General features: G+C 67.1%; 10 protein-coding genes and 1 riboswitch. Of the genes, 7 read left to right on the plus strand and 3 right to left on the minus strand.

Annotated elements, in window-relative coordinates; translation table 11 throughout:
- The first annotated feature begins 1001 nt into the window (after nucleotides 1-1001).
- Nucleotides 1002-3059, plus strand: coding sequence for a glycosyl hydrolase family 18 protein (locus ACTOWK_RS18630; RefSeq protein WP_441331588.1), 2058 nt, complete (start codon nucleotides 1002-1004; stop codon nucleotides 3057-3059).
- Between the two features lie 1022 nt (nucleotides 3060-4081).
- On the opposite strand, the gene ACTOWK_RS18635 is transcribed toward ACTOWK_RS18630, so the two are convergent.
- From ACTOWK_RS18635 to metX, 3 genes are read right to left on the minus strand one after another with little or no spacing between them, the layout of a single operon-like run.
- Nucleotides 4082-5218 (minus strand): homoserine dehydrogenase, encoded by a 1137-nt coding sequence (locus ACTOWK_RS18635; protein WP_441331589.1) that lies wholly within the window; start codon nucleotides 5216-5218, stop codon nucleotides 4082-4084.
- On the minus strand, nucleotides 5215-6426 hold the full coding sequence (locus ACTOWK_RS18640) for an O-succinylhomoserine (thiol)-lyase (RefSeq protein WP_441331590.1): 1212 nt from the start codon (nucleotides 6424-6426) through the stop codon (nucleotides 5215-5217). Before ACTOWK_RS18640 ends, ACTOWK_RS18635 begins: the two co-directional genes overlap by 4 nt.
- 26 nt (nucleotides 6427-6452) lie before the next feature.
- Nucleotides 6453-7520 carry a homoserine O-succinyltransferase MetX gene (gene metX / locus ACTOWK_RS18645; RefSeq protein WP_441331591.1) on the minus strand — a complete coding sequence of 356 codons (1068 nt, stop codon included), beginning with the start codon at nucleotides 7518-7520 and terminating at the stop codon, nucleotides 6453-6455.
- Nucleotides 7521-7586: 66 nt separating this feature from the next.
- A riboswitch (SAM riboswitch) is annotated at nucleotides 7587-7707 on the minus strand.
- A 128-nt stretch (nucleotides 7708-7835) separates the two neighbouring features.
- Here metX and ACTOWK_RS18650 point away from each other — a divergent pair.
- From ACTOWK_RS18650 to trhA, 6 genes are all read left to right on the plus strand, one after another.
- Entirely contained in the window at nucleotides 7836-8936 is a 1101-nt protein-coding gene (locus tag ACTOWK_RS18650) for a phytase (protein ID WP_441331592.1), read from the plus strand.
- 55 nt (nucleotides 8937-8991) lie between these two features.
- Nucleotides 8992-9918 carry a peptidoglycan DD-metalloendopeptidase family protein gene (locus ACTOWK_RS18655; protein ID WP_441331593.1) on the plus strand — a complete coding sequence of 309 codons (927 nt, stop codon included), beginning with the start codon at nucleotides 8992-8994 and terminating at the stop codon, nucleotides 9916-9918.
- A gap of 228 nt (nucleotides 9919-10146) precedes the next feature.
- Complete coding sequence (locus tag ACTOWK_RS18660) at nucleotides 10147-11751, plus strand: peptide chain release factor 3 (protein WP_441331594.1); 1605 nt, start codon at nucleotides 10147-10149, stop codon at nucleotides 11749-11751.
- Between the two features lie 16 nt (nucleotides 11752-11767).
- Nucleotides 11768-12064 carry a hypothetical protein gene (locus ACTOWK_RS18665; RefSeq protein WP_441331595.1) on the plus strand — a complete coding sequence of 99 codons (297 nt, stop codon included), beginning with the start codon at nucleotides 11768-11770 and terminating at the stop codon, nucleotides 12062-12064.
- Nucleotides 12065-12113: 49 nt separating this feature from the next.
- The gene (locus ACTOWK_RS18670; protein ID WP_441331596.1) at nucleotides 12114-12353 is read left to right on the plus strand and encodes a hypothetical protein; all 240 of its coding nucleotides are present in this window, start codon (nucleotides 12114-12116) and stop codon (nucleotides 12351-12353) included.
- A 206-nt stretch (nucleotides 12354-12559) separates the two neighbouring features.
- Nucleotides 12560-13225: a PAQR family membrane homeostasis protein TrhA gene (gene trhA, locus ACTOWK_RS18675; RefSeq protein ID WP_441331597.1), complete on the plus strand. Its 666-nt coding sequence runs from the start codon at nucleotides 12560-12562 to the stop codon at nucleotides 13223-13225.
- The last annotated feature ends 15 nt before the right edge of the window (nucleotides 13226-13240 follow it).

Genomic DNA, 13240 nt, shown 5'->3' on the forward strand with positions numbered 1-13240 from the left:
GGGTGTAGTGGTGGCCCATGTGCAGAACCCTTCGGTGGGTGATGCACTTAAGCTTAGAGACCGCCTTAGCTTTCTTTTGTTGCTTTAGACAAAAGAAAGTAACCCGCCGCTTTAGTGGCGGAAGCTTTTGGCGTTTGATCTTGATCTTGCGTGAGAGATGCGCCGCGAGACCACCACGACGTGGTCGCGGCTTGCGCCGCTCCTACCCTCGCGGAAGCACACCGCTTCGATGGGTCACGTCGGCGTTGTCGCCTCTGCGCGTCCCTTGGTCGCGGCTCGCGCCGCTCCTACCCTGACGGGCTGCGGCTGGCAACGACGCGAGATTGATGCGCCGCGGTCGCGACTTACGTCACTCCTACAGGGGGCTTCTCAAGACGACGCCGCCCCCATCCTGCGCTGCGATCGCGCGCCGCCAAAGGCGTGCCTCATCCCCGAGATCTTCGCGCAACCGCGATGTTGCGCCGCGTCATGACGCGCGAGTGTTGCCCGCCAATGACTTGCGATGGGCATTAATGTCTTTGAGACATCATCCTATGTCACTGTTTTTCAAGATCAACAAGTTTCGTTTCGCGCTGCGACGCAGCAAATTCCTTCGCATTCGGCGAACGTTGTCATGGCGTTCTGTGAACCACAGCGCAAAGGCTTGAATCACGAGTTGACAACGTTGTCACACGAGGCCAGTTTGCCCACCAGCGAGCAGGCGCCCATCCGGGCCTGGCCAACGCAGCGGTCACCGCAGGGAGGATGCCGAGGGATCGCGGCCGAGCCGCACAGCGACACCACGTACGACCGGCCTATCGCACCGGTCGCGCCGCCACGGCGGCAGTACGTCGCAGGACCGCAGCACAGCACATGACGGCGCGAGCGCCGATCACTCGAGGAGGCACGAGCCTCCCATGCAGGACGGAAGGCCACGGCCTTTCTTCAAACATCGCGGGGAACTGCCGCTGGCCGGTCATGGCCGGCATTGTCTTGACTATGCACGGGAGAGAGGAAGCATCATGAGACACGCACGGTCCGCCAACCTGCTGTTGCTGTCCGCCATGCTCGCCGCGTCGTCGCTATCGACGGCGTTTGCGCAGGGCGCGTCCTGCACCGGGGTTCCTGCCTGGAACCCCTCCACGATCTACAACGCCGGCGACAAGCTGACGTATCAGAATCACCTCTATCAGGCCGCCACCCAGATCTGGAACACGCCCCCGACGCATTGTCCTAGCTGCGGCTGGTACGTCGATCTGGGCGTCTGCGGCACCGGTCCCGGCAATCAGTCGCCGACCGTCTCGCTGACCGCACCGAGCAACGGCGCCAACTACAACGCCGGCGCCAACATCGCGGTCAGCGCCAACGCCGCCGACAGCGACGGCAGCGTCGCCAGCGTCGAGTTCTTCCGCGGCAGCGCTTCGCTCGGCGTCGACACCACCTCGCCCTATGGCGTGAGCTGGAACAACGCGACCGCCGGCAACCACAGCTTCACCGCGGTGGCCAAGGACAACCAGAACGCGACCACCACCTCGGCCGCGGTCAGCATCACCGTCGGCGCCGGCCCCACCGACACCACGCCGCCGAGCGTGCCGAGCGGCCTGTCGTCGCCGTCGCAGACCTCCAGCAGCATCTCGCTGGCCTGGAACGCATCCACCGACAACGCCGGTGGCAGCGGCGTGGCCGGCTACGACGTCTACCGCAACGGCAGCCTGGTCGGTTCGCCGGCCTCGGCCAGTTACGTTGCAAGCGGGTTGAACCCAAGCACCAGCTACAGCTTCACCGTGCGTGCGCGCGACAACGCCAGCAACGCTTCGGCGCAGAGCGCATCGGTCAGCGCGACGACCAAGCCGACCGGACCGGGCGGCAACAAGAAGGTGATCGGCTACTTCGTCCAGTGGGGCATCTACGGTCGCGGCTACCGGGTCAAGAACATCGACACCAGCGGTTCGGCGGCGAAGATGACCCACATCAACTACGCCTTCGGCAACGTCCGCAACAACCGTTGCGAAGTCGGCCTGACCGTGCCGTCGGATCCGAACACCGGCGTCGGCGGCGACGCCTTCGCCGACTACACCAAGTCCTTCCCGGCCGGCGAAAGCGTCAGCGGCGTCGGCGACACCTGGGATCAGAAGCTTCGCGGCAACTGGAACCAGCTCAAGCAGCTCAAGGCCAAGCACCCGAACCTCAAGGTGCTGATCTCGCTCGGCGGCTGGACCTGGTCGCGCGGCTTCTCCAGTGCAGCGCGCCCGGAAAACCGCCAGGCCTTCGTCGCTTCCTGCGTCGACGCCTACATCAAGGGCAACCTGCCGGTCACCGACAGCGCGGGCGGCCCGGCCGCGGCGGCCGGCGTGTTCGACGGCATCGACATCGATTGGGAATACCCGGTCGCCTGCGGTCTGACCTGCGGCACGCCGGAGGACAAGGCCAACTTCAACGCACTGATGGCCGAGTTCCGCAAGCAGCTCGACGCGGTGCGCCCGGGCCTGTTGCTGACCGTCGCCGTCGGCGCCGGCATCGACAAGATCCGCGTGACCGACCCGGCCGCGTATCACCAGTACCTCGACTTCATCAACGTGATGACCTACGACTTCCACGGTGCGTGGGATCCGAAGACCAACCATCACTCCGCCCTGTTCGCCTCGCCCAACGATCCCTCGACCGGCGACCAGAAGTTCTACAACTCCAACGACGCCATCGAAGCCTTCCTGTCGCGCGGCGTGCCGGCTTCCAAGCTCAACCTCGGCATCGGTTTCTACGGCCGCGGCTGGACCAACGTCGCCAACGTCAATAACGGCCTGTACCAGAGCGGCGTCGCGGCGCAGGGTACCTATGAGCCCGGCATCGAGGACTACAAGGTCCTGAAGGGCCTCGCCGGCACCGTCCATACCGACGCCAACGCCACGGCGAGCTGGAAGTACAACGGCACCACGTTCTGGAGCTACGACACCCCGGCGGTGGTCGGCCAGAAGATGACCTACGTCAAGGCGCAGAACCTCGGCGGCGCGTTCTTCTGGGAGTTCAGCGGCGACGACGCCCAGGGCAGTCTGGCCACCGCGATCAGCGACGGCCTGAAGTAAGGCGGCCTGAAGTAAGACGGCCTGAAGTAAGGCGGCATGAAGTAAGACAGCCTGAAGTAATCCGCACCGGGCAAGGCCCTCTCCCCTCGTGGGAGAGGGTTCCGGCGAGGACATCGAATCGCGCGTATCCCACCCCTGGTGCGGGTCCGCAACCGTTTCGCGAGCACCGCTTACCAAGCGCGTCTTACGAACCACCTCACGAAGCACGTTTTCGAAGCACGTCTTACGAAGGCCCGTCGTTTGGCGAGCCCTCGGTACAATTTTGCAAAGCCGCGGCGAGCGATACGTCGCGGTGATATGCAACGGAGCGCCGATCATCCCCCCGATCGGCGCTCCGATTTCGTTTTTTGGGGGCGCGCGTGATCGCGCAAAGATCACCCGTGACGCACGCCACTGCCCTCGCGGCCGCACCATCGCCCCTCTGAGCGGCGTGAGCCGCGACCGCAGAATGCGCAGAGGCCGCACCGCTGACGTCACTCATCGAAATCGCGAACCATCGCAGGGTAGGAGCGGCGCAAGCCGCGACCGCGTTATCCCAATTACGCGACACCGATCGCCCCCCTGTAGGAGCGGCGTGAGCCGCGACCGCGCCATCTCTCGTTGCGGCGCTTCCGGCCGCAAGGCGGTGAAGCAACATCTACGGCTTCCGTCCGCTGACGCGGCCGGGTTACTTTCTTTTGCTGGCCCAAAAGAAAGCTAACCAAAGAAAAGGCTTTCCTTGACGAAGCCCCCTTGCGAGTTCGCAGCGCGCGCCGGGATTTTCCGATAAGACGTCCCTGTCTTATCGGAAAACGGCGCACGTCCTGTGCGCCGCCCTTCGGGTCTACGGTTGATCTCGCGAGCTCGGAAGTGCGCCAAGCTTTCACGGCACTGACAATGACAGACGGATTGCGTTGCTCTTGGGTAGGAGCGGCGCAAGCCGCGACCACGCAACCACCATCACCCGCGCCGACAGCCGTAGATTCGCGGTCGCGGCTCGCGCCGCTCCTACCCTGAAAACCTACCCCGCGACGACGGACCCATCACCCCACCAGCCGCAACACATCGTCCAACAAACCGGCGGCGGTGACTTCCGCCCCCGCTCCCGGGCCCTGGATCACCAAGGGCTGCACCCGGTAGCGGTCCGACCAGATCGCGACCTTGTTGTCGGTGCCGGCACCGCCGGCCAGCGGATGATCGCCCGGCAAGGATTCCAGGCCGACTTTCGCCGAGCTGCGACCGCTGTCGTCGCGTTCGAGCCGGGCGATGAAGCGCAGCTTCTCGCCGTTCTTGTAGGCTTCGGCATAACGCTCGCGCAAGGGCGCATCGAGCGCCGGCAGCGCCGCATCCACTCCCTCACGCGACAGAATCGCCAGCTCCGGCGGCACCAGCGAGGCCACCTCGACGTCGCTGGCGTCCAGCGCCACGCCGGCGGCGCGGGCCAGGATCAGCAGCTTGCGCCGCACGTCTTCGCCGGACAGATCGTCGCGCGGGTCGGGCTCGGTGTAGCCGGCATCGCGCGCCTGGCGTACCAGCGCCGAGAACGGGCGCATGCCGTCGTAATGATTGAACAGCCAGGCCAGCGAGCCCGACAGCACGCCGGCGATGGCGTGGATGCGGTCGCCGCCGGCCTGCAGTTCGCGCAGGCTGCGCAACAACGGCAGCCCGGCGCCGACCGTGGCGCTGTCGCCGTAGCCGCTGCCGCCCTGCGCACAGGCTTCGCGAATCGCGCGCCAACGCGCCAGGGAGGTGCCCTGCCCGATCTTGCAGGCGGTAACGACATGGATGCCCTGCGCTAACCATTGCGCGTGCTGCTCGGCGACCGCTTCGCTGGCGGTCGCATCGATCACCACCCGCGCGCCGTCGCCTTCGAGCGCCAAGACGATATCGCCCAGCGCACTGGCCTGCGACGATTCGGCGAGGGCAGCGGCGGCCTGCTCCGGCGCGATGCCGTCGAGGCCGACCGCGGCGCGGCGCGAGTTGGCGACATGCACCAGCGACAGGCGTTCGCCGAAAGCGGTGCCGCGCCACGACGCCAGCCGCGCGATCACCGCGCCGCCGACCGTGCCGGTGCCGAGCAAGGCGACCCGCGCCGGCGCGGCCTGGACCGCGGCGGCAGTCGTCGGGCGCGGCCACGCCTGCGGAACCTGCCCGTGCAGGGCGCTGGCCGCGACGCTCATCGTTTGACGCGCGCTGCCGTGGCCACCGCGGCGGCGGCACGTTCGAGCGCGGCTTCGAGGTCGGCGACCAGGTCGTCGACGTGCTCGATGCCGACCGACAGGCGCAACAGGCCGTCGCTGATACCGGCGGCGGTTCGCGCTTCCAGCGACATCGCGGCATGGGTCATGGTCGCCGGATGCGCGATCAGGCTTTCGACGCCGCCCAGCGATTCGGCCAGGGTGAAACAGGTCAGCCCTTCGACGAAGGCGCGCACCGCGTCTTCGCCGCCTTCGATCTCGACGCTCAACATGGCGCCGAAGCCCTTCTGCTGGCGTGCGGCGAGCGCATGGCCCGGGTGCGATTCCAGGCCCGGGTAATGCACCACGCGCACCGCCGGATGGTTGTCGAGCAGGGTCGCGATGGCCTGGGTGTTTTCCTGATGCACGCGCAAACGCGCATCGAGGGTACGCAGGCCACGCAGGGTCAGGAAGGCGTCGAACGGCGAACCGGTCAGGCCGAGCGCATTGGCCCACCAGGTTAGCTGCTGGTGATGCTCGGCGCTCTTGGCGACCACCGCGCCGCCGACGACGTCGCTGTGGCCGTTGATGTACTTGGTGGTCGAGTGCACGACCAGGTCCGCGCCGAACGCGATCGGACGCTGCAGCGCCGGCGACAGGAAGGTGTTGTCGACCACGGTCAGCGCACCCTGGGCGTGCGCGGCTTCGATCACGAAACGCAGGTCGGTGATGCGCAGCAGCGGGTTCGACGGGGTTTCGATCCAGACCACGGCCGGCTTGCTCGCCAACGCTTCCGTCAGCGAACGCGGGTCGGTCAGGTCGGCGGTGATCAGCTCGAACGCGCCCTTCGCCGCCAGCGCATTGAACAGGCGCCAGCTGCCGCCGTAACCGTCGTGCGGCACGACGATGCGGTCGCCGGGCTTGAGGAAGGCGTGCAACACCAGGGTGATCGCCGACATGCCGGTCGAGGTGATGACGCCGCCGGCGCCTCCTTCGAGTTCGGCCAGCGCTTCGCCGAGCAGGTCGCGGGTCGGGTTGCCGCTGCGGGTGTAGTCGTACTGGCGCTTGTCGTTGAAGCCGGCGAAGCTGAAGTTCGACGACAGCACGATCGGCGGCGTCACCGCGCCATAGGCGGTGTCGCGGTCGATGCCGGCGCGCACGGCGGCGGTGCAGGTGCTGCGGGTGCTGGTCGTGCTGGGGGTCGTGGTCACTGGTGCCGCTCCGTTGTTCTGAGTGCTCATGCGGCCACCTGCGTACAGTCGGCCAGCGCTTCGCGCAGGATGGTGTTGATGTCGGATTCTTCTTTCAGGCACGCGTCGTGCCCGTAGATGGAGCGCAGTACGCGCAGGCGGGTTTCGCCGCGCAGGCGTTCGATCAGGTCGTAAGACTCGCTGAGCGGGATCAGGCGATCCTCGCTGACCGCGACCACGGTGACCGGCACACGGATCGTCGAAGGGTCGATCTGTTGCAGGTCGATCGATTCGGACAGGCGCAGGAAGGCCGTGGTCGGCGTGCGCGCGACGTACTTGTTGCCGCAATGGTCGAGGTAGTCCTCGGCGGCGACGCGGACGCGGCCGTCGCGCACTTCGGCGTTGCCGAAACGCTCGGCGAACTCTTCCGGGGTGCGATAGCTCAGCACCGCCAGTTCGCGCGCCAGCGCCAGGCCCTGGCTTTCGTCGCACTGCAGCGCGCCCAGCGCGACCGCGCGGCGCTGCAGCGCGCGCCAGGCGGCGGCATAGGGATGAGCGCGGTGGGTGCCGCTGATCGAGACCAGTTCGCCCAGGCGCGAGGCATGCCGCGAGGCGAACTGCAGGCCGACCATGGCGCCGTAGGAATAGCCGATGAAGGCCTGCAGGCGTTCGATACGCAGCGCGTCGAGCAGCGCGGCGATGGCGTCGGCCTGGTCGGCCGGGTCGAGGGCGACGTCGAGCGTGCCGTCGGCGCCGATCCAGTCGAACGAGATCAAATAATGCTGGGACGGGTCCAGCGAACGGCCATGGCCGACCTGGCTCTGCCACCAGCCCTGCTCGCCGAATTCGCGGCTCGGCGCGAGGTGCCGATGAGCGGAGATGCCGCCGGCGACGAACAAGGCCGGCAGGCTGCGGTCGCCCTGGGTTTCGTAGCGCAGGGTCAGGCTGCGGCGGCCGGAGTGGCGCAGGTCCAGTTCGACGGCGATCTCGCCGCGGGTGGCGGCGGCACGGCCCGTACGCTCGAACACGTCGGCGGAAACGATCGCGGGCGAAGCATAAGAAACGAAGCTGTCGCTGCGTTCGAACGTGGCGGCGGGGCTGTTGGCGAAGCTCATGGCGGTCATCCGAAGTGAACGGGCCACCGAGTTCGCAAGTCGCAAGTGCGCCGGAAGCGCACTTCGCAACCATCTTCCGACCAACGCCATGAGGCGGGCCGCAGGAATTGGCACCTTCACGCAGCTTGCGCTGCGCTGGGTTGCCCCGGCTTCTAAGGGCCTGTCCCTCAGCCGGTCTCGATGGATGGGCTCAGTCTGCCGACCAGCGGAAGGCGTGTCAATCGCTTCATCCGCATATAGCGATTTATCATGAAGCCTCACACGAGCGTCACGCTTGCCTCCCCCTTGCCATCCACCCCGCATACACTTGGAATGATGAATAGCCGCCTCGTTGCCGCCGTCCTGACCACCGTCCTGCTGTCGGCCTGCGCCACCCGCCCGGTCCTGGAATCGGAAACCCGCACCACCAGCACCGGCCCGGCCGGGGTACGGATCGTCCCCGAACGCTTCGTCTCCGCCGAAAGCCCCGAGGACGAACTCGATTCGCTGGCGACCTGGCCGACCGAGAACGGCGCCACCTGGCTGATCGCCAGCGCCAAGTCGACCCATCGCCTGGCGGTCTACGATGCCGACAGCGGCCAGCGCCTGCGCACAGTCGGCGCGAAGGGCCAGGCGCTCGGCCAGTTCAAGCGCCCGAACGGGCTGACCGTGTTCGGCGACCATCTGTTCGTGGTCGAACGCGACAACCACCGCGTGCAGGTGTTGCACCTGCCCGACTTCGCCCCGGTCGGCAGCTTCGGCGACGCCGAGTTGCGCAGCCCCTACGGCGTGTGGATCAACGAGATCGCCCCGGGCGAGCTCGAGGCCTACATCACCGACAGTTTCATGTATGGCGACAAATTCGACCGCGTGCCGGCATTGAACGAGCTCGACCAGCGCGTGCGCCGCTACAAGATCCATTTCGACGACGGCGATGCCATGCGCAGCGAGTACGGCGGTTCGTTCGGCGACACCACCGAGGACGCCGCCCTGCGCGTGGTCGAGTCGATCGCCGGCGACCCCGCCAACGACCGCCTGCTGATCGCCGACGAGGACGACCGCCATCTCTCGACCCTGCGCGAATACACCCTGGCCGGCCGCTACACCGGCCGCCGCCTGCCCGATCGCAGCTTCGACGCCCAGGCCGAGGGCGTGGCCTTGTGGAGCTGTCCGAACGGCGCCGGTTACTGGATCGCCGTGGACCAGCTGATGCCGCGTACGATCTTCCATGTCTTCGACCGCGTCACCCTGGTGCCGCAAGGCAGCTTCAGCGGCGAAGTCACCGCCCATACCGACGGCATCGCCCTGCACGCCGCCGGCACGACCGCGTTTCCGACCGGCGCCTTGTACGCGGTGCACGACGACCGATCGGTAACCGCGTTCGATCTCGGCGATGTCGCCCGCTCGCTGCAACTGCAGTCCGGCTGTCTGAACTGACATCTTGGCTTTCGACCGTTCCACGCCGCACCGACGCCGTCCTTCGAACCCGACCATGCCGCGCTTTTCCGCCCTGCTTGCCCCCCTCCTTTGCGCCAGCGTGCTCGCCGTACCGGTGGTGCAGGCGGCCAAGCTTTACCGCTGGACCGATCGCAACGGCATCAGTCATTACGGCGATCGCCCGCCGGGGGCCGCGCCGCCGTCGGAAGTCCAGGTGATCCCGTTCCGCACCGAACCCGGCGCGATCGCCCGCCTGCGCGTGCAGCAGGACGGCGACCGCTACCTGGCCTGGGCCGACAACAGCCTGTCCGGGCCGATCGAAGTCCGCCTCGACTTCACCCACAGCAACAACATCGCCGGCTCGCCCTCGCTGCCCGCCTACGCGACCGTGGCCGCGCGCGGCAGCGCCGTGGTGGCGGTGCTCAGCGCCCAGGACCCGACCCGCGGCGGCGATTTCGAGCTGAGCCTGCGCAGCACGCCGGGCGACCCGGCAGCGCGCGCACAGAACGTCGATTACCTGCTGCCGCTGCAACAACAGCAATTCCGCATCGACCAGGGCTATGGCGGCCATTTCAGCCACACCGAACCCGAGCACCGTTACGCCGTCGATTTCGCCGCCGACATCGGCACGCCGGTGCTGGCCGCGCGCGACGGCTCGGTCATGCAGGTCGAGTCCGATTTCGACAAGGCCGGGCTCAACCTGGAGAAGTTCGGCGACCGCGCCAACTTCGTCCGCATCCTCCACGACGACGGCAGCATGGCCCTGTACGCCCACCTCAAGGCCGACGGCGGGGTGCTGGTGCGCACCGGCCAGCGCGTGCGCGCCGGCCAGCAGATCGGCCTGTCCGGCAACACCGGCTTCAGCACCGGCCCGCACCTGCATTTCGCGGTGCAGATCAACCGCGGCATGAAGCTCGAATCGATTCCCTTCCGCATGAGCGGCCCACAAGGTCCGCTGCGCCTGAGCGGCGGCACGCGCTAGAACCGACCGGCTCTGGGCAGGAGCGGCGCGAGCCGCGACCACGCCCGAGCCTGTCGCAGCGCAACCCTCCGCAGCCCCGCGGTCGCGGCTTGCGCCGCTCCTACCCAAAGAGCCCGGCAACCTCGCAATCCGGCCATCGCCCGACACCCCGCCCGGCCCAGGCACGCCGCCCGGGTATACTTCCGCCCTTCCTCTTGCCTCCCGACGCGCCCCGGGCGCGCCGTTCCCATGTCCGAAGTCTCCCAAGAAGCCCTCCGCCGCCGCACGTTCGCGATCATTTCGCACCCCGACGCTGGCAAGACCACGCTGACCGAAAAGCTGTTGCTGTTCGGCGGCGCCATCCAGATGGCCGGCTCGGTCAAGGGCCGCAAGGCCCCGCGCCATGCCACCTCGGACTGGATGGCCCTGGAAAAGGAGCGCGGCATTTCGGTCACGTCCTCGGTGATGCAGTTCCCCTACGAGGGCCGCATCGTCAACCTGCTCGACACGCCCGGCCACGCCGACTTCGGCGAGGACACCTACCGCGTGCTGACCGCGGTCGACTCGGCGCTGATGGTCATCGACGTCGCCAAGGGCGTCGAGGAGCGCACGATCAAGCTCATGGAAGTCTGCCGCCTGCGCGACACGCCGATCATGAGCTTCATCAACAAGCTCGACCGCGAAGGCAAGAACCCCATCGATTTGCTCGACGAGGTCGAGTCGGTGCTCGGCATCCAGTGCGCGCCGATCACCTGGCCGATCGGCATGGGCCAGCGCCTCAAGGGCGTGGTCCACCTGCTCAGCGGCGAAGTGCATCTGTACGAACAGGGCCGCAACTTCACCCGCCAGGACTCGACCATCTACGCCTCGATCGACGATCCGGCGTTCGAAGCGCGCATCGGTGCGCCGATGCTGGCCGAGCTGCGCGAGGAGCTGGAACTGGTCGAAGGCGCCTCGCATCCGTTCGACAAGGCCAAGTATCTGGCGGGCGAACAGACCCCGGTGTTCTTCGGCTCGGCGGTCAACAACTTCGGCGTGCAGCTGCTGCTGGACTTCTTCATCGAGCACGCGCCGGCGCCGAAGCCGCGCGAAACCACCACCCGCGAAGTGCAGCCCGCGGAAGCCAAGCTCAGCGGCTTCGTGTTCAAGATCCAGGCGAACATGGACCCGCAGCACCGCGACCGTGTCGCCTTCATGCGCATCTGCTCGGGCAAGTTCAGCGCCGGCATGAAGGCCTTCCATGCCCGTACCGGCAAGGAAGTGAAGCTCGCCAATGCCCTGACCTTCATGGCCAGCGACCGCGAGATCGCCGAAAGCGCATTCCCGGGCGACGTCATCGGCATCCACAACCACGGCACCATTTCGATCGGCGACAGCTTCAGCGAAGGCGAGGCGCTCGCCTTCACCGGCATCCCGAACTTCGCTCCGGAACTGTTCCGCCGCGCGCGCCTGCGCGATCCGCTCAAGCTCAAGCAGTTGCAGAAGGGCCTGGCGCAGTTGTCGGAAGAAGGCGCGACCCAATTCTTCCGGCCGCTGATGAGCAACGACCTGATCCTCGGCGCGGTCGGCGTGCTGCAGTTCGACGTCGTCGCCTACCGCCTCAAGGACGAATACGGCGTGGATGCGAGCTTCGAGCAGGTCGGTGTCGCGACTGCGCGCTGGATCCGCTGCAACGACGCCAAGAAGCTCGAGGAGTTCCGCGACAAGAACGCGCTGAACCTGTCGCTCGACGCCGCCGGGCAACTGGTCTACCTGGCGCCGACCCGGGTCAACCTGCAGCTCGCCCAGGAGCGCGCGCCCGGCGTCGAATTCCTCGCGACCCGCGAACACGCGCACGCGGTGGCGCTGGACTGATGCCGGCGCTGCGGCGATGGTGGCCGCATTTGCTGAGCAAGCGTTGCTGGGCAAGCGCAGCGAAGTCGCCGCGCTCGACTACAAGGACGCCTATCTGGCCAAGGTGGTCATGGACATCCATCGCCTGCGCAGCGGCAAGGCCCAGGCGATGGTGCCGCTGCGCGCCCTGCATCCGATGCACTTCTCCGACAACGTGGTCTACGCCCTGATACAACCTGTCGCCGTCGCCCGCTGCGCCCTGCGGTCGGGCTTCCCTCGCGCGTTTGCGACGCAGCACCGCGTTTCGCCGATGCTGCGCGGCAGCATCGACTAGCATCGGCCCGTCGGGCAGTCGAGCCGGCATCCAACCTGGAGGGGGACGTATGTATTACTTGGGTATCGTGTTGTGCCTGGTCGGCGGTCTGTGGATCGTCGTCAACGCGTTTCGCAAGAACATCTGGTGGGGACTGGGCTCGCTGCTGATTCCGTTCGTGGCGGTGGTGTTCGCGATCATGAACTTCGCCCAGAACAAGATTCCGTTGATCATCTACATCGTGGGCATCGTCCTGCTGATCGTCGGCATGCCGTCGATGAGCCAGATGGCCGCCGTTCCGGCCGGCTGACGCCGCCTCTGCGATCCGGCCCGGGGGCGCGCCGCTCCGGGCCGGATCGACCGGCACCGCGCGTGAAGGCAGCGCCCGCCGAAGGCTCGGGCAGGCCCCACGCCCCGGATCCGGGGCGCGAAACCGGACCGAGCGCACCTTACCGTCCCTGTCCTTTCGACCCGACTGCGGGCATTTGCCCCAGACCGCGCTAGGATGCTGGGACCATGCCTCTCGCCCATGCCCCCGCTCACGGCGAACACTCGATCCGCGAAGAGATCGCCAACGCACTGACCCACGGTCTCGGCGCCACCGCCGCATTGGCCGGCGGCGCCGTCATGATCACCCTGACCGCGATCTACGGCGACGCCTGGCAACTCGGCAGCGCGATCGTGTTCGGGATCAGCCTGCTGCTGCTGTACCTGGCCTCGACCCTGTACCACGCGATCCAGCATCCCGTGCTCAAGGGACGGCTCAAGGTCTTCGACCATTGCGCGATCTATCTGCTGATCGCCGGCACCTACACGCCGTTCACCCTGATCGGCCTGCGCGGCCCCTGGGGCTGGGGGCTGTTCGCGGCGATCTGGGGCCTGGCCTTCGCCGGCATCGTGTTCAAACTGTTCTATACCGGCCGCTTCAAACTGCTGTCGACGATGATCTACATCGCGATGGGCTGGCTGGTGCTGGTCGCGATCAAACCCCTGCTCAACGCGCTCGACGTCTGGACCCTGAGCTGGCTGCTGGCCGGCGGCCTGTGCTACACGCTCGGTACGGTGTTCTATCACCGCCCCTCGCTGCGCTATTCACACGCGATCTGGCATTTGTTCGTGGTCGCCGGCAGCGTCTGCCATTACATCTCGGTGTTCGCCCAGGTCGTCCCCTCGCCGGCCTGAACACCGTACGCCGCG

The sequence above is a fragment of the Lysobacter sp. CA196 genome (genome assembly GCF_052078695.1).
Classification (GTDB): Bacteria; Pseudomonadota; Gammaproteobacteria; order Xanthomonadales; family Xanthomonadaceae; genus Lysobacter.

Bases quoted from the DNA above. Each gene is read 5' to 3' on its own strand.
- metX (WP_441331591.1), bottom strand. From the start codon at position 7,520: ATGAGCTTCGCCAACAGCCCCGCCGCCACGTTCGAACGCAGCGACAGC.
- ACTOWK_RS18655 (WP_441331593.1), top strand. From the start codon at position 8,992: ATGCCGCGCTTTTCCGCCCTGCTTGCCCCCCTCCTTTGCGCCAGCGTG.
- ACTOWK_RS18660 (WP_441331594.1), top strand. From the start codon at position 10,147: ATGTCCGAAGTCTCCCAAGAAGCCCTCCGCCGCCGCACGTTCGCGATC.
- ACTOWK_RS18630 (WP_441331588.1), top strand. From the start codon at position 1,002: ATGAGACACGCACGGTCCGCCAACCTGCTGTTGCTGTCCGCCATGCTC.
- trhA (WP_441331597.1), top strand. From the start codon at position 12,560: ATGCCTCTCGCCCATGCCCCCGCTCACGGCGAACACTCGATCCGCGAA.
- ACTOWK_RS18650 (WP_441331592.1), top strand. From the start codon at position 7,836: ATGAATAGCCGCCTCGTTGCCGCCGTCCTGACCACCGTCCTGCTGTCG.
- ACTOWK_RS18635 (WP_441331589.1), bottom strand. From the start codon at position 5,218: ATGAGCGTCGCGGCCAGCGCCCTGCACGGGCAGGTTCCGCAGGCGTGG.
- ACTOWK_RS18665 (WP_441331595.1), top strand. From the start codon at position 11,768: ATGGTGGCCGCATTTGCTGAGCAAGCGTTGCTGGGCAAGCGCAGCGAA.
- ACTOWK_RS18670 (WP_441331596.1), top strand. From the start codon at position 12,114: ATGTATTACTTGGGTATCGTGTTGTGCCTGGTCGGCGGTCTGTGGATC.